The 20,823-nt window shown below is 73.4% G+C and carries 10 protein-coding genes; 6 read left to right on the forward strand and 4 right to left on the reverse strand.

Features of this window, described 5'->3' with window-relative positions:
* Positions 1 to 121: 121 nt before the first annotated feature.
* From AB0J76_RS45830 to AB0J76_RS45850, 5 genes are all read left to right on the forward strand, one after another.
* Positions 122 to 6,136, forward strand: coding sequence for a phospholipase A2 (locus AB0J76_RS45830; protein ID WP_352327558.1), 6,015 nt, complete (start codon positions 122 to 124; stop codon positions 6,134 to 6,136).
* A 152-nt stretch (positions 6,137 to 6,288) separates the two neighbouring features.
* A complete protein-coding gene (locus AB0J76_RS45835; RefSeq protein ID WP_364393659.1) occupies positions 6,289 to 9,294 on the forward strand; it encodes a BTAD domain-containing putative transcriptional regulator in 3,006 nt (1,001 codons plus the stop codon).
* Between the two features lie 70 nt (positions 9,295 to 9,364).
* A complete protein-coding gene (locus AB0J76_RS45840) occupies positions 9,365 to 9,736 on the forward strand; it encodes a hypothetical protein (RefSeq protein WP_352327779.1) in 372 nt (123 codons plus the stop codon).
* Positions 9,737 to 9,810: 74 nt separating this feature from the next.
* Positions 9,811 to 12,126 carry an excinuclease ABC subunit UvrA gene (locus AB0J76_RS45845; protein WP_352327780.1) on the forward strand — a complete coding sequence of 772 codons (2,316 nt, stop codon included), beginning with the start codon at positions 9,811 to 9,813 and terminating at the stop codon, positions 12,124 to 12,126.
* Positions 12,127 to 12,331: 205 nt separating this feature from the next.
* Complete coding sequence (locus AB0J76_RS45850; RefSeq protein WP_352327781.1) at positions 12,332 to 15,055, forward strand: BTAD domain-containing putative transcriptional regulator; 2,724 nt, start codon at positions 12,332 to 12,334, stop codon at positions 15,053 to 15,055.
* An 88-nt stretch (positions 15,056 to 15,143) separates the two neighbouring features.
* On the opposite strand, the gene AB0J76_RS45855 is transcribed toward AB0J76_RS45850, so the two are convergent.
* Together AB0J76_RS45855 and AB0J76_RS45860 are read right to left on the reverse strand one after the other, a co-directional pair.
* Entirely contained in the window at positions 15,144 to 16,019 is an 876-nt protein-coding gene (locus tag AB0J76_RS45855; RefSeq protein WP_352327782.1) for a hypothetical protein, read from the reverse strand.
* A gap of 41 nt (positions 16,020 to 16,060) precedes the next feature.
* The gene (locus tag AB0J76_RS45860) at positions 16,061 to 16,954 is read right to left on the reverse strand and encodes an LD-carboxypeptidase (RefSeq protein ID WP_352327783.1); all 894 of its coding nucleotides are present in this window, start codon (positions 16,952 to 16,954) and stop codon (positions 16,061 to 16,063) included.
* 101 nt (positions 16,955 to 17,055) lie between these two features.
* Between AB0J76_RS45860 and AB0J76_RS45865 the strand changes: the two genes are divergently transcribed.
* Positions 17,056 to 17,940 (forward strand): sulfotransferase, encoded by an 885-nt coding sequence (locus tag AB0J76_RS45865; RefSeq protein WP_364393665.1) that lies wholly within the window; start codon positions 17,056 to 17,058, stop codon positions 17,938 to 17,940.
* Here the strand turns inward: AB0J76_RS45865 and AB0J76_RS45870 are convergent.
* The gene (locus AB0J76_RS45870) at positions 17,912 to 19,801 is read right to left on the reverse strand and encodes an ABC transporter ATP-binding protein (protein ID WP_352325515.1); all 1,890 of its coding nucleotides are present in this window, start codon (positions 19,799 to 19,801) and stop codon (positions 17,912 to 17,914) included. The two genes, AB0J76_RS45865 and AB0J76_RS45870, sit on opposite strands and share 29 nt — an antisense overlap.
* Positions 19,802 to 19,904: 103 nt before the next feature.
* Positions 19,905 to 20,732, reverse strand: a complete 828-nt coding sequence (locus tag AB0J76_RS45875; protein ID WP_352325516.1) for an enoyl-CoA hydratase/isomerase family protein — start codon at positions 20,730 to 20,732, stop codon at positions 19,905 to 19,907.
* Positions 20,733 to 20,823: the final 91 nt, after the last annotated feature.

A 20,823-nucleotide genomic window follows, 5' to 3' on the forward strand; every position in this document is an offset into this window, starting at 1 on the left:
TACGCCGCCTATACAGCCGCTGCTCACGCTGAGCACCGAACGGCCTTACACCCCCCGCGGAGGTTGGACGGTGTTGAAGAAACCCAGGCGGCTGACTCCCTTACCGCCGCTCGTCGTCCTGTTGCTGACATCCACGGCCCTCGTGCCGCTTCCCGCGCGGGCCGCCCCGCCCGCGCCCGTCAAGGCGCAGGCGGCGGTCGCCTGCCCGGACGAGATGCCCACCGAGATCTCCGCCCGGCTGGCCGCGGCGGTCTGCGGCAAGCGGATCAGGGCGGTCTCGCTGACCACCGAGACCGACGAGTTCTTCGTCAACCCGGCCGGCACGGTCACCCAGGAGCACCGCTACCGCCCGGTCCGGGTCAGGCGGGGCGAGGCGTGGGTGCCCGCCGACCCGACGCTCGCGGCGGGCCAGGACGGCACGGTCGCGCCGAAGGCCGCCGCGGTCTCCTACAGCTTCTCCGGCGGCGGCGACGGCCCGCTGGTCACCGCCACCGAGCGGGGCACCCGGCTCACCCTCGGCACGCCGCTCGGCACCCTGCCCAAGCCGGTGCTGGACGGCGCCACCGCCACCTACCCCGACGTGCTGCCGGGCGTGGACCTGGTGCTGACCGCGGACGTGGACGGCTTCGCCGAGAAGCTCGTCGTCAGGACCCGGCAGGCCGCGGCGAACCCGGCGCTGAAGGAGCTGACGTTCGCCACGTCGGTGAAGAAGGGCGAGGTCAGGACCGACAGGCACGGCAACGTCTCGGTCCTGGACGCCGAGGGCGAGCCGGTGTTCGGCTCGGCGGCGCCGGAGATGTGGGACGCCGCCACCGAGTCGGCCATGACCCGCAACCCGGCCACCCCGGCGCTGGCCGCCCAGCCGGGCCGGCGGGCCAGGATGGGCGTGCGGCTGTCGGGCCGCGAGCTGCGCGTCACCCCCGACGCCGCGCTGCTGGCCGACCCGGCCACGGTCTACCCGGTGACGATCGACCCGAGCTTCACCTCGGCCAAGTCCGGCTGGACGTACGTGGACTCGGCCTATCCCACCAGCGCGTACTGGAACTCGGCGAACGACGCGACGGCCGGCACCAGCAACGGCGGCGGCTACAAGCGGCGCTCGTTCTTCAACATGGGCCTGTCGGGCCTGGCCGGCAAGCACGTCACGGCGGCCACGTTCAACATCAAGGAGACGTGGGCCTGGTCCTGCTCGGCGCGGAACGTCGAGCTGCACAGGACCGCGGCCGTCGGCTCGGGCACGACGTGGAACAACCAGCCCGCCTCGAACCTCAACATCGGCGCCAAGAACGTCGCCTACGGCTGGTCGTCGGCCGGTCAGGGCGGCGCGTCGAGCTGCCCGGCGGCCTGGGTCGGCTGGGACGTCACCAGCGCGGTGCAGAGCGTGGTGAGCGCGAACGGCACGTCGGTCACCTTCATGGTCAAGGCCGGCAGCGAGACCGACAACTACTACTGGAAGCGCTTCGCCAACAACCCCAACATCGCGATCACCTACAACTCGCTGCCGGGCACGCCGTCGGCCCTGGCCGTCGCGCCCTGCTCGGTGTGCGCCAGCCCGGCCGTGGTGGGGGCGGCGCAGCCGACGCTGTCGGCCAAGGTGAGCGACGCCGACGGGCAGGCGCAGCGGGCCGACTTCGAGATCTGGACGGCCGACCACGCGACCAAGGTGACCGGCGGCTCGGCCGCGAACGTGGCGAACGGCGCCACCGCCTCCTGGAAGGCCGGCACGGCCCTGGCGAGCACGTCGTACGCCTGGCGGGTGCGCTCGTACGACGGCACGGACTACGGTCCCTGGTCGGCGTGGTTCGCCTTCACGGTGGACGCCGCCCCGCCGCCCGCCCCCGAGGTGTCCTCCGCCGACTACCCGGAGGACGCGTGGGCCAAGGGCGCGGGCCAGGCCGGACAATTCACCATCACGCCGGCCTCGGCCGACGCGTCCTCGGTGCTGTGGTCCTTCGACGGCGGCGCCCAGCAGTCGGCCGCCAACTCCGGCGCGCCGCACACGGTGAGCTGGACGCCGCCCGCCGACGGCCCGCACACGCTCAAGGCGTGGGTCAAGGACAAGGCGGGCAACCTGTCGGAGGCGACGACGTACGCGTTCAACGCGGGCGGCTCGGCGGTCACCTCGCCCAAGGACGGGCAGTCCACCGCCCGCCGGACGGTCCTGTCGGCCACGGGCAGCGCGGGGCTGAGCGCGGTCACCTTCTCCTACCGGCGCGGCGAGGCCGACTCCTGGCACCAGGTGCCGGCAGCCGACGTGCGCAGGAAGTCCGACGGGTCGGCGATCGCCTGGCCGGTGGCGATGAGCGCGGGCGCCTCGCCCGAGCTGGTCTGGGACACCACGCACACGCTGGCCGAGGACGGCTCGATCGAGATCAGGGCCGAGTTCGTCACCTCCTCGGGCACGGCCGCCTCCCAGCCGGTGGACCTGATCGTGGACCGGGACGGCGAGGGCGCCTCCACCCAGCCGGTCGGCCCCGGCTCGGTCAACACGCTGACCGGCGACTTCAGGATGGCCGCCACGGACGCCAACGTGTACGGCATCGGCCTGATGCGCTCGTTCTCCTCGCGTGACCCGCGCAAGGGCTCGGCGCTGCCGGGCGTGGCGGCGATCTTCGGCACCGAGTGGACGCCGACCGGGCTCGCCCAGTCGGGCCAGGGCACGTTCGCCCAGCTCCGGGCCACCTCCGCCACCTCGGTCGAGCTGACCGGCGAGGGCTCGGCGGTCGCCTTCACCAAGAACGCCGACGGCTCGTACGAGCCGCAGCAGGACGCGGCGAGCCTGAAGCTGACCTTCGACGCCGCGGCCGACCGCTACACCCTGTCGGACGCGAACTCGGCCGAGCGCACGGTGTTCGCCAAGGTGGACGCCGCCGCCCCGATCTACCTGGTGCGGGCGGTCTACCCGGCCAGCGGCAAGGGCAGCACGGCGTTCGTGTGGCAGTCGGTGACCGGCTCGGACGGCAAGGCGCTGGCCCGGCCGGTCAAGATCATCGCGCCGTCGTACACGCAGGCCGACTGCGACGTGGACACGCTGGCGAGCCTGCCGCAGGGCTGCCGCCTGATCAAGCTGGACTACGCCACCACCACGACGGCGGGCGCGCAGCTCGGCGACGTGGCCGGGCAGGTCAAGGCGATCAGCCTGTGGGAGGGCGGCGCGAGCGCGCCGCTGGGCCTGTCGGAGTACCGCTACGACGACCTGGGCCGCCTGCGCGAGCAGTGGAACCCGGCCACCCCCGACATCAGGACGCGCTACGACTACGACCTCGGCGGCCGGGTGAACCGCTACACCCCGCCCGGCGAGCTGCCGTGGACGTTCGCCTACGGCAAGGCCGGCAACGCCGACACCGCCGCGGACGGCATGCTGCTCGCCGTCTCCCGCCCGACGCTGCGGCCCGGCACGCCGAGCGAGACGAACGGCACCGCGGTCACGTCGGTGGTCTACGACGTGCCGATCAGCGGGACGGGCGCGCCGTACGGGATGAGCGAGACGGCCACGGCCGCCTGGGGGCAGAGCGACTCCCCGGTGGACGCGACCGCGATCTTCCCGGCCGACCAGGTGCCGGCCAACCACACCGGGCGCGGCGGCCTGGCCGCCTCCGACTACGGCCGCGCCACGATCACCTACCTGAACGCCTCCGGGCAGACGGTCAACCGGGTGGAGCCCGGCGGCGCGGTCTCCACCAGCCAGTACGACGCGCAGGGCAACACGGTGTTGTCGCTGTCGGCCGGCAACAGGGCGCTCGCCCTGGCCCAGACGCCGGACGCGGGCGCCGAGCTGACCCGGCTCGGCCTGCTCAACGCCTCGCCCGCCGACCGGGCGCGGCTGCTGGCCGAGGAGTCCGCCTACAGCTCCGACGGGCAGCGGATGGTCTCCGAGCTCGGCCCGCTGCACCTGGTCACGCTGAACGGCACGCAGGTCGCGGCCAGGAAGCACACGGTCAACACCTTCGACGAGGGCCGGCCGGCCGACGCCAAGGTGTCGAACCTGGCCACGACGGTGGCGGCGGGCGCGTACGTGCCCGGCGCGGCCGCCGACGCCGACGTGCGCACGAGCCGGACGTACTACGACTGGAACACCGGCAAGAGCGTCAGGACGGTGGAGGACCCCGGCGGCCTGGCGATCACCAAGACCACGACGTACGACTCCGACGGCCGGGTGGTCGCCACCACGATGCCGAAGTCGTCGGGCGACGACGCGGGCACCACGACCAGCGAGTACTACACCGCCGACGGCACCGGCGCGTGCGGCGGCAAGGCCGAGTGGGCCGGGCAGCTGTGCCGGACGAGGTCGAAGACGGGCGTCGGCGACAGCGGCACCCGTCCGGCCGAGCTGGTCACCAAGGTGTACGCCTACGAGCCCGGCGGCCGCGTGTCGTCGGTGACCGAGACGGCCAACGGCGTGACCAGGACCACGACGACCACGTACAACCCGGCGGGCGACATCGTGAGGACGGTCGTGTCCGGCGGGGCCGGGACGGCGGTGCCCGAGGTGAGCACCACCTACGACGCGGCCGGGCGGGCGGTCAGGACGACGGCCTCCAACGGCACCTCGATCACCCGCGAGTACGACGCGCTGGGCCGCCAGACGTCCTACACCGACGCCGACGGCGGCGTCACCAGGGTCGAGTACGACGCCCTCGACCGCATCACCAGGAAGACCGACGGCGCGCCCTCGACGGTCACCTACGCCTACGACGACGTGCGCGGCGCGCTGTCCACCATGACCGACTCGGTGGCCGGGACGTTCACCGCCACGTACACCGTCGACGGCTCGATCAGCCACGAGAACCTGCCGGGCGGCCTGTCCTACGACCTGGCCCGGGACCCGTCCGGCGCGCCGGTCTCGCGGGTCTACCGGACCGCGGCGGGTGCGCGGCTGCTGGACGACTCGGTGACCTGGTCGATCCACGGCCAGCAGGTGAGCCACAACGGGCTGTCCGCCCAGAGGATCGGCTACGACAAACTGGGCCGCATCGCCTCGGTGGACGACACCGTGAGCGGCCTGTGCTCGCGCCGGGCCTACGGCTACGACGCCAACTCCAACAGGACGGGGCTGACCACGAGCGCCTGCGACGGCTCGGGGGCGGTCACCGAGAACCACGCCTACGACGGCGGCGACCGGCTGGCCGACGCCGGCTACGAGTACGACGCCTACGGCCGCACCACGGCCACGCCGGCCGGGCTGAAGGCGGAGTACTACACCACCGACCTGGTGCGGCAGATGACGTCGGGGGCGGTGCGGCAGTCGTACACGCTGGACCCGGAGCTGCGCCGCAACACCACCACGCTGGAGCAGCTGTCCGGCGGCACGTGGAGCGCGGCCGGCAAGCGGGTCGAGCACTTCGACGCCGACGACGACACGCCCGCCTGGGTCGTGGAGGGCGGCGTGGTCACCAGGAACGTGCACTCCATCTCCGGCGGCCTGGCCGCGGTCACCTCGGCGACCGGGGACGTGCGGCTGCAGCTGACGAACCTGCACGACGACATCAACGTGGTCTACGCCGACGGCGTGCCGCTGGCGCTGGACTTCGACGAGTTCGGCAACCCGCGCGCCGGCCAGCCCGCGATGCGTTACGGCTGGCACGGCGCGGCCGAGCGGGCCGCCGACACCCCCGACGGCACGATCCTCATGGGCGTGCGGCTCTACCAGCCCAGACTGGGCCGGTTCCTGCAGACCGACCCGGTGGAGGGCGGCAGCGCCAACGCCTACGACTACGCCAACCAGTCGCCGACCTCCAACGCCGACCTGGACGGCAAGAAGTGGTACTGGTGCACCAACTTCTGGCACTTCGCCTTCAACCACTGCGGCGTCAGCTACGCCTACTACCACGGCAGCTGGCGTTACGTGCACTGGAAGAAGACGCCGGCCGGCTGGTGGGTGCGCGGCGTGTACTACGACTACTGCACCAAGTCACCCGACAAGCCGCTCGGCTACGACTTCCGGCAGGCGTGCATGATGCACGACTACGGGTACGCCCTGCGCAATATGGGGTATATCCACAGCAAGTACCAGGTCGACTACATCTTCTATTACGTCCTGTACTGGGGCGTCTGCTCCCACTACTTCTTCAAGGGGACATGTCGCAGCATCGCGTACGCGTACTTCCTTTCGGTGGTCGCCTTCGGCCACCCGTGACCTAGGATGAACCACCGGCGGGAGCTACCACGAAAGGCTCCCGCCGGTGCCTTTTTCTCCCGGTCGGCGCAGGGTTGACGGGAGTCGGACGTTGATGCACATTGAAGCAGCTTTGATCTTCCTTGTGCACCAACGTCCTTGCGGGGAGCGCGATGGAGTTCGCCGTACTTGGGCCGCTTCACGTCTCGGGTGACCAAGGGCCGCTGCCGCTCGGCGTCGGCAAGCAGCGCACCCTGCTGGCCGAGCTCCTGTGCCGGGCCGGCCGCCCGGTCTCCCCCGCCACGCTCGTCGAGGCCCTGTGGGAGCAGCGCCCGCCGCGCACCGCCGCCGACAACCTCCGCCTGTACGTGCACCAGCTCCGCCGGACGCTCGGCCAGGACCGCATCACCCGCACCGACGCCGGATTCGTGCTGGCCGTGCACCCCGGCGAGCTGGACGCCGAACGCTTCGAGACCCTGGCCGGCCGGGGCGGCGACGCGCTGTCCGGCGGCGACCACGAACAGGCCGCCGCGCTGCTGCGGCAGGCGCTGGAGTTGTGGCGCGGGCCCGTCTACGCGGGGCTGAACCTCACCGCCGGGCTGCGCGACCACGCCCGCCGCCTGGAGGAGGAGCGCCTGGCCGCCCTGGAGCACCGGATCGAGGCCGACCTGGCCCGCGGCCTGCACGCCGTGCTCATCGCGGAGCTGACCGAGCTGGTCGCCGAGCACCCGCTGCGCGAACGCCCGCGCCGCCAGCTCATGCTCGCCCTGGCCCGGTCCGGACGGCAGGCCGAGGCGCTGGCCAGCTACCGCGAGGCCCGCCGGGTGTTCGCCGCCGAGCTGGGCCTCGACCCCGGCGCCGAGCTCAACCGCCTGCACCAGGCCATCCTCACCGGCACCCTCGGCCCGGCCCCCGGCGGCGCGGCCGGCGGCGCCGGTGGCGCCGCCGGGCCAGCGGCGCGCTCCCCCGCCCAGCTCCCGACCGACATCTCCGACTTCACCGGACGCGGCGAGCAGCTCGCCCAGCTCACCTCCCTGCTCGGCGACGAACCGTCGCAGGGCCCCGGCCAGGTGCGGATGTGCGTGATCGCGGGCATGGGCGGCGTCGGCAAGACCACGCTGGCCGTGCACGCCGCGCACCGCATCGCCCGCCACTACCCCGACGGCCAGCTGCACACGAACCTGCACGGCGCCGAGGCCAGCCCCGCCGACCCCGGACAGGTGCTGGCTGCCTTCCTCACCGCGCTCGGCGTGCCGCGCTCCACGCTGCCCGAGAGCGTGGACGAACGGGCCGCGCTGTTCCGCAGCAGCCTGGCCGAGCGGCGCATGCTGATCGTGCTCGACAACGCCGCCTCCGAGCAGCAGGTGCGCCCGCTGCTGCCCGGCACGTCCGGCTGCGCCGTCATCATCACCAGCAGGGCCAGGCTGAGCGGCCTGTCCGGCGCCGCCCTGATCGAGCTGTCGGTGCTGCACCTGCGGCAGGGCGTGCGCCTGCTGGCCAGGATCGCCGGCGCGGGGCGGGTGGAGGCCGAGCCGGAGGCGGCGGCGGAGATCGTCCGGCTCTCCGACGGGATCCCGCTGGCCGTGCGGGTGGCCGGGGCCCGGCTGGTGGCCCGGCCGCACTGGCCGCTGACCCGGCTGGCCGGGCAGCTCAAGGACGAACGACGGCGGCTCGACCAGTTCGCGACCGGCGACCTGGCGGTCCGGGCGAGCCTGGCGCTCAGCTACGTGGGACTGGAACCGGCCGCGCGGCGGGCCTTCCGGCTGCTGGGCACGCTGGAGGTGCCCGACTTCGCCGGATGGGTGGCGGGCGCGCTGCTGGACGTGCCCGTACCGGTGGGCGAGGAGCTGGTGGAGTCGCTGGTGGACACCCAGCTCGTGCTGATCAGCGGCGTCGATCCGGCCGGGCAGCCGCGCTACCGCTTCCACGACCTGGTCCGCCTGTACGCCCGCGAACGCGCCGAGCTGGAGGACCGGCCCGAGGCGGTCGCGGCGGCGCTCGGCCGGGCCTTCGGCGGCTGGCTGGCGCTGGCCGAGCAGGCGACCGAACGCGTCCAGGGCAGTTCCTCGGCCATCATCCACGGCTCGGCCCCGCGCTGGAGCTCGCCCGACGGCACGCCGTGGGAGATCCGGCAGGACCCGATGGCCTGGTTCGACACCGAGCGCACCGCGCTGGTCGCGGCGATCCGGCAGGCGTGCGCGCTCGGCCTGGCCGAGGTCGCCTGGGACACCGCCTGCTGCGCCGAGCGCTACTTCGACGTCAGCGGCCTGTTCGACGACTGGCGGGCGCTGCACGAGCGGGTGCTGGCCGCCTGCCTGGCCGCCGGCGACCGGCTGGGCGAGGCGGTGATCAGGCGCGGCCTCATGCACGCCACCACCTGGACCGAGACCGGCGGCGCCATGGCCGCCCAGTACGACGGCGCCGAGCGCCTGATCGCCATGTTCACCGAGCTGGACGAGCGGCGCGGCCTGTCCGACGCGTACGTGCTGCGCGCCTGGGGCGAGGCCGCCAGGGGCGACATGGCGCAGGGCCTGCGCTCGGGCCGCCTCGCGCTGGAGCTGGCCGAACGCAGCGGCCACCAGGGCGGCGAGGCCAGGGCGCACGTGTGCATGGCGGTCGCCTACGGCACCAGGGACATCAGGATGGCCATCGTCCACCTGCTGCGCGGCCTCGACCTGGCCGCCAAGCTCGGCAACCCCCGCTTCGAGGCCACGACCCTGCAGTTCCTCGGCCTCGCGCACGCCCACGCCAAGGAGTTCGAGGCCGGGCTGGAGTACATGGTGCGGGCGCTGGCCATCTACCGGCAGATCCGCGACCCGCTGCTGGAGGCGATGGGCCTGGTCGCGCTGGCCAAGCTGTACGCCGGCCACCACGACCCGCGGGCCAGGGCGGTCGCCGAGGCGGCCGAGCTGCTGAGCCGCTCCCACCGGCTGGCCCACCACCGGGCCGACGCGCTGTGGGTGCTGGGCGCGGTGGACCTGGCCGAGGGCCGGGTGCAGGAGGCCGTCGCGCACCTGGAGGAGTCGGTGCGGCTGTGGCGCGCGCGGGGCTGGCAGGAGTTCCTGGCGGGGGCGCTGGACAGCCTGGCCGAGGCGTACGCGGCGGCGGGCGACCCGGCGGCGGCGGCCGCGGCCCGGCTGGAGGCTCGGTCGCTTGCCGGTTCTCCTCAGACGGGTTGAGTATCCGAGCGCTCGTGTCCCCGTCCTCGTCTCGGGCATGCTGGCCCTCACCACCTGTGTGAGGAGAGAGATGCCGCGTTCCGCCCTGCTGTGGGCCGTGATCCTGATCGCCGGAGGCGTCGCCGCCGTGGCGTTGTGCGTGCTCACCGCGCCCGTGGTCGCGCCCGGCGCGACGAAGGACGTCCTGGACTCCCCGGCGCTCGTTCCGGCCTTCGCCGCGCTGGCGGTCCTGGCCGGGCTGGCCGCGTGGGCCGTTCCGCATCCGTTGTGGGGGGCCGTCGCCGCCGCGCCGTTCTTCGTGCACTTCGCCGCCGGGGTGGTGGGCGAGCTGCGCGGGGGCGGGCAGGGGTTGTGGCCGGTCGGGCTGATGTTCCTGGCCGGCCTGACGTTGCTGCCCCTGGCCGCCTCGCTCGTCACGTCGCTGGTCGCCAGATCCCGCTGAGCCCCACGGCGACCGTACTGCGTACGGTACGATCGCCTACCCGCTCCCCATTTGATGTGACAAGAAGGGATTCCGTGGCCTCCAGCGCCAAGCCCGACGCCGTACGCACCCGATCCGCCGATCACACCGCCGCCGACAGCCACGACGTCATCCAGGTCCGCGGCGCCCGCGAGAACAACCTCACCGGCGTCGACCTCGACCTGCCCAAGCGCCGCCTCACCGTGTTCACCGGCGTGTCCGGCTCGGGGAAGTCCTCGCTCGTCTTCGACACGATCGCCGCGGAGTCCCGGCGGCTGATCGACGAGACGTACACCACGTTCGTCCAGAACTTCATGCCGAGCCTGGCCCGTCCCGACGTGGACTCGCTGCGGAACCTCAGCGCGGCGATCATCGTGGACCAGGAGCGGATGGGCGCCAACGCCCGCTCGACCGTGGGCACCGCCACCGACACCTACACGATGCTCCGGATCCTGTTCAGCCGGCTGGGCTCCCCGCAGGTCGGGCCGCCGTTCGCGTTCAGCTTCAACCGCGCCGAGGGCATGTGCCCCGAGTGCGAGGGGCTCGGCAAGGTCGCCGGCGTCGACGTCGACGAGCTGGTGGACCGGGACAAGTCGCTGAACGAGGGCGCCATCAAGATCCCGGGGTACGCGGTCGACACCTGGTACTGGCAGATCATGGTCGGCTCGGGCCTGTACGACCCCGACACCAAGCTGCGCGACTTCACCCCCGAGCAGTGGGCGGACCTGCTCGACAAGCCCGCCACGAAGATCAAGTACGGCACCAGCAACTTCACCTACGAAGGGCTGGTCACCAAGGTCAAGCGCCAGTACCTGGCCAAGGACCGCGAGTCGATGCAGCCGCAGGCGCGCGCCTTCGCCGACCGGGCGCTCAAGCTGACCGGCTGCACCGCCTGCGGCGGCTCCCGCCTGAACGAGGCCGCCCGGTCCTCCCGCATCGACGGCCGCAACATCGCCGACTGCTCGGCCATGCAGATCAACGACCTGGCCGAGTTCGTCAAGGGCATCGACGACCCGAGCGTGGGCCCGGTGCTCCAGGGGCTGCGCGACACGCTGGACTCGCTGGTCGAGATCGGCCTCGGCTACCTCAGCCTCGACCGCGAGTCCGGCACGCTGTCGGGCGGCGAGGCCCAGCGGGTGAAGATGGTGCGGCACCTCACCTCCAGCCTGACCGACGTCACCTACGTCTTCGACGAGCCGACGGCCGGGCTGCACCCGCACGACATCCAGCGGATGAACAACCTGCTGCTCCAGCTGCGCGACAAGGGCAACACCGTGCTCGTGGTCGAGCACAAGCCCGAGGTGATCGAGATCGCCGACCACATCGTGGACCTCGGTCCCGGCGCGGGCACCGGCGGCGGCCGCATCTGCTACGCCGGCGACCTCGACGGGCTGCCCGCCTCGGGCACCCTGACCGGCCGCTACCTCGGCCACCGGGCCGCGCTGCGCGCCTCCGTCCGCCCGGCCAAGGGGCAGCTGGAGGTGCGCGGCGCCACGCTGCACAACCTGCGCGGCGTGGACGTGGACATCCCGCTCGGGGTGCTCACCGTCGTCACGGGCGTGGCCGGCTCGGGCAAGAGCTCCCTCATCCACGGGTACGTGTCCGGCCGCGAGGGCGTGGTGGTCGCCGACCAGTCGCCGATCCGCGGGTCGCGGCGCAGCAACCCGGCCACGTACACGGGCGTGCTGGACCCCATCCGCACGGCGTTCGCCAAGGCCAACGGGGTCAAGCCGGCCCTGTTCAGCGCCAACTCCGAGGGCGCCTGCCCGGCCTGCAAGGGCATCGGCCTGATCTACACCGAGCTGGCGATGATGGCCGACGTGGCCTCGGTGTGCGAGGCGTGCGAGGGGCGGCGGTTCACGCCGGAGGTGCTGACGTACCGGCTGCGCGGCAAGAACATCAGCGAGGTGCTGGAGATGCCGGTGGCCGAGGCGCGCGAGTTCTTCCCCAGCGGCCAGGCCAGGACGATCCTCGACCGCCTGCACTCGGTCGGCCTGGGCTACCTCGGGCTCGGCCAGCCGCTCACCACGCTGTCGGGCGGCGAGCGCCAGCGGCTCAAGCTGGCCATCCACATGGCCAGGAACGGCACCACGTACGTGCTGGACGAGCCCACCACCGGCCTGCACCTGGCCGACGTGGACCAGCTCCTGTCCCTGCTCGACCGGCTGGTGGACGACGGCAACACGGTCATCGTCATCGAGCACCACCAGGCGGTGATGGCCCACGCCGACTGGATCGTCGACCTGGGTCCGGGCGCCGGCCACGACGGCGGCCAGGTGGTGTTCACCGGCACCCCGGCCGAGCTGGTGGCGAAGGGCGACTCGCTCACCGCCGTGCACCTGCGCGAGTACGTGGGCCACCAGGCCCCGTAGTGGACCGGCCCTCCCGGGCGACGCGCCCGGGAGGGCCGACGCCGTCGCGCCCGCACCAGGGCGGCGGCGCCGCCCGGCGGGAGGACGGACTGACCCGGGTAACCTCACCCGGCCGCCTGAGCGATTTCTCAATGACCTCTCAATGCCGTCTCGAAGACGTGACAACAGGGGATGAACCGGCGCCCCTTGATTAGGCTTGAAGATCATGATGATTCGGTTGCTCGGACCGGTGGAGCTGGAGCGCGCGGATCAGACCGGACCGGTACGCCCCCCGCAGGCCGCGCTCGCGCTCGCCGCGCTGGCCTGGGAGGCGGGCCGGGTCGTGCCCGTCGAGACGCTGCTGGCCCGGATCTGGGGTGAGCACGTGCCGCCGGGCGCGCGGAACACGCTGCACACGATCATCACCCGGCTGCGCCGGGAGGTGCTCGGCGACGAGGGCCGCGTGCTGCGCCAGGTCGGCGGCTACCTGCTCGACGTGGCCGAGCCGGGCGTGGACCTGCGGCGTTTCCGGAGCCTGGCCGAGGGGGCGGCGACGGCGGCCGATCCCCGTCCGCCGCTGGAGGAGGCGCTGGCGTTGTGGCGCGGCGACCCGCTGGCGGGGCTGCCGGGCGAATGGACCGAGCGGGTGCGGCGGCGGCTGTGGGAGGAGCGCAAGGAGGTCGTGCTGCGCTGGGCCCGTACGGTGTCGGCCGAGGACCCCGGGGCCGCGGTCGCGGCACTGTCGCCGCTGGCCGAGGCGTACCCGCTGGACGAGCTGGTGGCCGGCGCGCTCATCGAGGCGCTGCACGAGGGCGGCCGGACCGCCGAGGCGCTGGCCCGCTACGCCGCCGTACGCCGCACCCTGGCCGAGGAGCTGGGCGTCGAACCCGGCGCCGCCCTGCGCGACCTCCACCACCTGCTCCTGCGAACCGGCGGGACGGGCCGCACCCGCGAGGACGCGGCGAATGTGACCGCGCCGCCCGTTCCCGCGCAGTTGCCCGCCGGGCTCGCCGGTTTCGTGGGCCGCGAGGCCGAGCTGGCGCGCCTGGCCGGCGCCGCGGCCGTCTGCGTGATCTCGGGGCCGCCCGGCGTCGGCAAGTCCTCGCTGGCGCTGCACTGGGCGCACCACCACCGCGACCGGTACCCCGGCGGCCAGCTCCACGCCCGTCTCGGCGGCCTCGACCCGGCCGACGCCGCCGCCGTCCTGTCCCGTTTCCTGGGCGCGCTCGGCGTGCCGGAGTCCCGGATCCCGCTGGGCTTCGAGGACCGGACCGGGCTCTACCGCAGCCTGCTGGCCACCCGCCGGGTGCTCGTCCTGCTGGACGACGCCCGCGCCGCCGACCAGGTCACCCCGCTCCTGGCCACCGCGCCCGGCTGCCTGACGCTGATCACCAGCCGGGCGGAGCTGCCCGCGCTGTCGGTCACCATGGGCGCGTCCCTGCTGCATCTGGACACCCTCACGGCCGAGGAGTCCCGCCAGCTCCTGGCCGCCCGGGTGGGCGAGGCGCGCCTGGCCGCCGAGCCCGAGGCCGCGGAGCTGATCGTCGACCGGTGCGGCCGGCTGCCGCTGGCTCTGGCCATCGTGGCCGCCCGGACGGTACGCCGGTCCGACCTGCCGCTGGCCGACATCGCCGCCGATCTGGAACGCGCGGGCGCCGACCTGGAGCCGTTCGCCGACGCCGATCCGGCGATCGACCTGCGGGCCGTGTTCGGCCGGTCGTACCGGGAGCTGCCGGAGGAGGCGGCGCGGCTGTTCCGCCTGCTCGGGCAGGCGCCGCCGCACCTCCCGCCGGCCGCGGTCGCGAGCCTGGCCGGCCTGCCCGTGGAGCGGACCCGCAGGCTCGTGGACCTGCTCCACCGGGCCAACCTCGTCGAGCTGTCCGCCCGCGACCGCCCGAGGCTGCACGACCTGCTGCGGGCCTACGCCGTCGAGCAGGCCCGCAGCACCGACCGGCGCGCCGCCCGCGGGGCCGCGATCCGCCGCCTGCTGGACCACTACCTGCACTCGGCCTGCGCGGCCAGCGCCGTCTGCTACCCCTACCGTGAGCACGTCCGGCGGGGGCGGCCGGCCCGCGGCGTCACCCCGGAGCGCTTCACCGGCCCGGAAGAGGCTCTGAGCTGGTACGCCACGGAGTCGGCGGTGCTGCCCGCGCTGGTGGGCGAGGCCGCGCGGGCGGGGCTGGACCGGCACGCCTGGCAGCTCGCCTGGGGGTTCGGCGAGTTCATGCAGCGCCGCGGCCTGTGGGAGGAGAGCCTGCGCGTCCAGACGGTGGCGCTGGAGTGCGCCGCGCGGCTCGGCGACCGGCTGGCGCAGGCCGGATGCCACAGCGGCCTGGCCCGCGCGCACGCCAGGCTCGGCTCCGACCGGCAGGCGGTCGAGCACTTCGACCGGGCCATCGAGCTGCACCGGGGCCTCGGCGAGCCGGTCCTGGAGGCGCACCTGCACCTCGGCCAGGCCGTCGCGGTCGGCCGGGTGCGGCCGGGCGAGGAACTGCGGCACGCGTTGCGGGCCCAGGAGCTGTTCGAGGAGGGCGGCGACGCCATCGGCCAGGCCCGCGCGCTGAACACCGCGGGCTGGTGGCGTGCCCAGCTCGGCCAGTACGACCAGGCGTACGCCGACTGCTGCCGGGCGCAGCGCATCCTGGCCGACCTCGGCTACGCCCAGGGCGAGGGGCATGCGTGGGACAGCATCGCGTACGTGCTGGAGGCCAAGGGCGACCACCCGGGCGCGGTGGCCTGCTACGAGCGGGCGGCCGCGCTCCTGCTGTCCTGCGACGACCTGCACCCTGCCGCCCAGACGCTGGTCCGGCTCGGCGAGACGCACGCCGCCGCCGGCGACCGCGCGGGCGCCCTGGACGCCTGGCGGCGGGCCGTGGAGTGCTACGAGACGCTCGGCGACGCCGAGGCCGAGACGATCCGCACCCGCTGCGCGGTCCTGCGCCGCCACTGACGAGGGCGCCCCCGAAAGAGCCGCCACTGACGAGGGCGACCTATGAAAGGGCCGCCACTGACGAGGGCGCCCCCTGGAAGGAGGGCGCTCAGACGGCCAGGCGGGCCAGGATGCGGGCGAACTCCGGCGGCGGCGCCACCACCAGCCTCGTCTGCCCCTGCTGCACCACGATGTCGGCCTTGATCAGCGTCAGCCGTCCCTGGTGCCACCAGTAGACCTGCGCGCTCAGCCCGCCGGTGCGGGCCGCGTGCACCCGCAGCCGTTCGATGGCGCGCACCACCCCGATGCCGTCCACCGGGCGCACCAGCACCGTGTACGGGTCGGGCAGCACCACCAGCACCCCGTCGGCGGGCACGGTGAGGTGGTCGCCGAGCCAGCGCAGATGCGTGGCGGCCGACGGGCTCCTGCCGGTCAGCCGGGTCACCGGCGTGCCGCCCAGCTCGATGCGCTCGACCTCCAGCCGCTCGGCCCGCCGGACGTTCGCCACGGCCAGGTCGAGCGCCTGAGCCGTCGGGACGGGCCAGCAGCCGGCCTCCTCGGGCCGCACCAGGCGCGAGCCGACGGTCAGCAGCTCCACCAGGTCGGCGTTGAGGTGCCGCCCCACCACCCGGGTCAGGTCGGGGACCTCGTCCACCGCCTCCACCCGGGTGCGCAGCAGGGGCGCGGCCTGGTCGAGGTCGCAGGCGTCGTAACGCTCGTCCGCGGTGGCCAGGGCGTGCGCGAGGTGCTCGGAGACCAGCACCGGCCAGTCCTCCCTGGCCCGGCGCCCGGCCTCGCGGCGCAGCCCGGTCAGCTTCACCACCAGCTCCGCGACGCCGTCGCCGCGCAGGGTCAGCGACGCGCCGTCGCGGGCGAACTCGCACACGAACCCCAGGGACTCCGCGACGAGGCCGAGCAGGGAGTCGAGGTCGACGTCCTCGATCGGCCGGCGGGAGGGCTCCCGGTCACGCCTGAAGAAGCTCACACACCGTCCCCTCTGCCGGATTCGTCCCTTTCGGTGTCTTCCTACCTTGCCTGCTCGCCGTCGCGGAACGGACCAGCCAGGGAGCACGATTCGGTATCGATAACCCCAAGCTCCCCCAGCCACACGCTCATCTGTGGTGACCCGTGCCCCACCGGAAGCCCGGCCACCACGGGCACCCCGAGCGGCGCCAGCCGGTCGGCCAGCACCGGGTACGGGTCGCCGCAGTCCACCCACGACCCGAGCGCGATGCCCCGCACACCGTCGAACGCCCCGGCCTGCAGCAGCTGCGTCAGCATCCGGTCGATCCGGTACGGCTCCTCCCCGATGTCCTCCAGCAGCACCAGCTTGCCGTCGAAGGAGGGCTGGTACCGGGTGCCGCACATCGAGGCCAGCAGCGACAGGTTGCCCCCGGTGAGCACGCCCTCGGCCCGTCCTGGCGCCAGCACCCGGTCGCCCCGCACGGTCGCGCTCTCCCCGGCCAGCGCCGCCCACAGGCTCTCCCACGAACGCGGCTCGGGGCCCTGCTCGGCGGCGATCGTGTCGCAGGCGGTCATCGGCCCGTGCAGCGTCGGCACGCCCAGCTCGATCGCGAAGGCGTTGTGCAGGGCCGTGATGTCGCTCGACCCGACCAGCACCTTGGGCCCGGCCGCGCGCATGGCGTCCCAGTCGAGCAGGCCGAGCAGCCGGGCCGCGCCGTAGCCGCCCCGGCCGCAGAACACCACCGACACGGCCGGGTCGCACCAGGCGGCCTGGAGGTCGGCGGCGCGGGCGGCGTCCTGGCCGGCCAGGTAGTCGAGGCCCTGGCGGTCGAGCGCGTGCGCCCCGGCCACCACCTTCAGCCCGAGGGCCTCCAGCCGCTCGACGCCGCGCTGGAACAGGACGGGTGAGGGCGGCCCCGACGGCATGACGATCGCGACGGTGTCACCTTGCTGCATCGGTCAACTCCTGCAGGCCTGGGAGCGCCGGGGCCCGGGTAAGCACCGAAACGCTGATTGGCTCGTTCACCTGCCAAACGGTGTCACACTTGTGGTCCAGTATGCGACTTCCGCCCCACATCCTCGTGGTCAACGGCATCAAGGTCCGCAGGCCCGTCTTCCTGCTCGGCGCCCCGCACTCCGGCGCGGACCTGCTGGCCCGCGCCCTCAAACGCTCCCCGGGCTTCCACGTCACGACCGGCCGCGCGAGCGTGGCGCACGTCGTGTACGCCTTCGCCCGCAAACCGTCCATCGGCCGCACGTCGGGCGCGGTGCGCGTGCTGCGCGACGCGCTGGCCGAGTCCTGGCAGGTCTCCCCGCGCTCGTGCGGGCAGTGCGCCGAGCCGTGCCGGGAGGCGGGCGGGGTGACCGGCAGCGGGCCGTGCGTCGATCCCGGAGAGGTGACGCGGTTCGGCGACGGCAGCCCCGACCTGCTCTACAGCGCGCCGGTGCTGCTCCAGGCATTCCCCGACGCCCGGTTCGTCCAGCTCATCAGGGACGGCAGGGACGCCGTCGCCGGCATGCTCGGCGACCCGGCATGCCTGGCCTGGTTCAAGCCCGCGATGCTCTCCGACAGCACCGAGTTCCCCAACGCCTTCCTCGGCGTCAACAAGGACGAGCACCTCGACCGGTGGAAGGGCATGCCCGCGGCGGGCAAGGCGGCGCTGCGCTGGCGCAGCGCCGTGCGGCTGAGCGCCGAGCTGCGCCGGGAGCTGCCCGAGCGGCAGCTCCTCACCGTCCGCTACGAGGACTTGGCGCTCAAGCCAGCCGACACGCTCGCCGTGCTCACCGAGTTCCTGGAGACGCGGGTGTCCAAGGTCGCGCTGTACGGCTCGCGCGTCCCCGAGGTCGGCGCCTGGCGGGCCCGGCTGCGGCCGGCCGACCTGGAGCTGGTGGAGAAGGTCGCCCGGCAGGAGCTCACCCGGCTGGGCTACCTCCCGAGCTGAACTGGGTGCGGTAGAGCTCGGCGTAGTGGCCGCCGCGCGCCAGCAGCTCCTCGTGCCGGCCGCGCTCGGCCACGCGCCCGTCGTGCACGACGAGGATCTCGTCGGCCTCCCTGATCGTGGACAGCCGGTGGGCGATGACCAGCGACGTACGGCCGTGCAGGGCCGTCTTGAGCGCGAGCTGCACGGCCGCCTCGGACTCGGAGTCGAGGTGCGCGGTCGCCTCGTCGAGCACGACCACGCGCGGCGCCTTCAGCAGCAGCCTGGCCAGCGCGAGCCGCTGCTTCTCGCCGCCGGACAGCCGGTAGCCGCGGTCGCCGACGACGGTGTCGAGCCCGTCGGGCAGCCCCTCGACGAGGTCGCCGATCTGCGCGGCGCGCAGGGCGTCGCGGATCTCCTCGTCGCTCGCGCCGGGCCTGGCGTAGCGGAGGTTGGCCCCGATCGTGTCGTGGAACAGGTGGGCGTCCTGCATGACGACGCCGACGGTGTCGCGCAGCGAGTCGAGCGTGGCCTCGCGCACGTCGAGCCCGTTGATCCGGACGGCCCCCTCGTTGACGTCGTAGAGCCGGGAGACCAGGGAGGTGATGGTGGTCTTGCCCGCGCCGGAGTGGCCGACCAGCGCGATCATCTCGCCCGGCCGGGCGGTGAAGGAGACGCCCTTCAGCACCTCCTGCGACGGGCCCCCGGAGTCCTGGCGGGCCACCGACTCCAGGGAGGCGAGCGAGACCTCCTCGGCCGCCGGGTAGCGGAAGCGCACGTCGTCGAACTCGATGGTGACCGGCCCCTCGGGCACCGGACGCGCGCCGGGCCGCTGCGCGACCATCGGCTTGAGGTCGAGGATCTCGAAGACGCGGTCGAAGCTGACCAGCGCCGTCATCACGTCGACGTGCACGTTGGACAGGGACGTCAGCGGGCCGTACAGGCGCATCAGCAGGGCGGTCAGGGCGACCAGCGTGCCCAGCTCGAAGGCGCCGCCGACGGCGAGCACGCCGCCGATGCCGTAGACCAGCGCGGTGGCCAGGGCGGCGACCAGGCCGAGCGCGACCCGGAAGACCGTGCCGTACATGCCGACGGTCACGCCGACGTCGCGGACGCGGGCCGCGCGGGCGGCGAAGGTGGCCGCGTCGTCCTCGGGCCGGCCGTAGAGCTTGGCGACCATCGCGCCGGCCACGTTGAAGCGCTCGGTGGTGACCGAGCTCATCTCGGCGTCGAGCTGCATCTGCTCGCGGGTCAGCGCGGACATGCGCCGGCCGACGTATTTGGCGGGCACGATGAAGATCGGCAGCAGCACCAGCGCGACCAGCGTGACCTGCCACGACAGCGCCAGCATCGCGCCCAGCACCAGGACCAGGCTGACCACGTTGGACACCACGGACGACAGCGTGCTGGTCAGCGCCCGCTGGGCGCCGATCACGTCGCTGTTGAGCCGGCTGACCAGCGCGCCGGTCTGCGCCCGCATGAAGAAGGCCACCGGCATGCGCTGCACGTGGTCGAAGACCTCGGTGCGCAGGTCGTAGATGAGCCCCTCGCCGATGCGCGCGGAGAACCAGCGCTGCGCCAGCGTCAGCGCGGCGTCGAGGACGGCCAGCGCGCCGATGGCCACGGCCAGGCCGATCACGACGTCGGTGCGGCCGGTCAGGATGCCGTCGTCGATGATCGCCTTCATCAACAGCGGGTTGGCCACCACGATCACCGCCCCGGCCACCACGAGCAGCAGGAACGCCGCGATCTTCCTGGTGTGCGGGCGCGCGTGCCGGCCGATGCGCCGGACCGTGCCCGGCGCGATGCGCTGCTTGGTCACCGAGCCGTCACGGCGCAGCGACATCCAGACCTGAGGGCCGAAGCCCCCTCCCATCATCGCCATACGGGGGATCCCTCCTCCTCCCCCGGATTCAGCGTCGAGAGGTCCTCCGGCGATTCCGCGATCCGCTCACGGCGAACCGGAGCCCCGCCTCCGGCCGGCCGTCCTAACGCGGGCCGAACAGGGCTTTGATGCGCTTGGCCTGCTCCATGCCCTCGGCCGCACTCTGCTCCTCCAGGGTGCGCGCCCGCGCCCCCTGGAGGAGGCGCTTCGTCGCCACCGCCGCGTCCCGGTTCGTCGACAGCAGCTCCGCGATCTTGTTCTGTACGGTCTTGTCCAGGTCGCCCCTGGCGACCACCTGCTCCGCGAGGCCGATGCGCATGGCCTCCTCGGCGTACACGTTCCTGGCGGTCAGGCAGATGTCGATCGCCTTGGCCAGTCCGACCAGCTCGACCAGGGGTTTGGTCCCCGTCAGATCCGGGACCAGGCCCAGTGCGGGCTCTTTCATGCAGAAGGTGACGTCGTCGGCCACGATGCGCAGGTCACAGGCGAGCGCGAGCTGGAACCCCGCGCCGATCGCGTGCCCCTGCACGGCGGCGATGGAGACGATCTCCGGGCGGCGCAGCCACAGGAAACCGTCCTGTGCCTGACGTATACGCTGCTCGAAGGCCTCGCCGTCGGTTGCGGCGGCCGAGCTGAACGAGCCCTGTCCGGGCACTCCCTCCGGTGTGAACATCCGCAGGTCGATTCCTGCCGAGAAGGACGGTCCCTCACCTTTCACGACGACGACGCGCACCTGTTCGGGAAGGCTCTCCCCGATGCGAGCCAACGCCGACCATGTCGCGAACGTCTGGGCGTTGCGCTTTTCCGGCCGGTCCAGCGTGATCGTCGCTATCTCACCGTCCACCTCATAGCGAAGCCCGATCTCCGCCAGCCTTTCGGCAGAGACGTCCTCCGCGTGCCCCCCGCGCTGTGGTGCCTGTGCTTCCGCCATCGCCTGCTCCCTTTGTCCGGTCGCGCACGGGGTGCGCCACCAAGGCTGACCGTCGCGCCCGAGCTTACAGAATATGATTCTGGCTCGGGCG

It is taken from the genome of Nonomuraea sp. NPDC049624, assembly GCF_040675255.1.
GTDB lineage: Bacteria > Actinomycetota > Actinomycetes > Streptosporangiales > Streptosporangiaceae > Nonomuraea.

Coding starts and splice junctions, on each gene's coding strand:
- AB0J76_RS45835 (WP_364393659.1), top strand. CDS start 6,289: ATGGAGTTCGCCGTACTTGGGCCGCTTCACGTCTCGGGTGACCAAGGG.
- AB0J76_RS45840 (WP_352327779.1), top strand. CDS start 9,365: ATGCCGCGTTCCGCCCTGCTGTGGGCCGTGATCCTGATCGCCGGAGGC.
- AB0J76_RS45850 (WP_352327781.1), top strand. CDS start 12,332: ATGATGATTCGGTTGCTCGGACCGGTGGAGCTGGAGCGCGCGGATCAG.
- AB0J76_RS45860 (WP_352327783.1), bottom strand. CDS start 16,954: ATGCAGCAAGGTGACACCGTCGCGATCGTCATGCCGTCGGGGCCGCCC.
- AB0J76_RS45865 (WP_364393665.1), top strand. CDS start 17,056: ATGCGACTTCCGCCCCACATCCTCGTGGTCAACGGCATCAAGGTCCGC.
- AB0J76_RS45870 (WP_352325515.1), bottom strand. CDS start 19,801: ATGGCGATGATGGGAGGGGGCTTCGGCCCTCAGGTCTGGATGTCGCTG.
- AB0J76_RS45875 (WP_352325516.1), bottom strand. CDS start 20,732: ATGGCGGAAGCACAGGCACCACAGCGCGGGGGGCACGCGGAGGACGTC.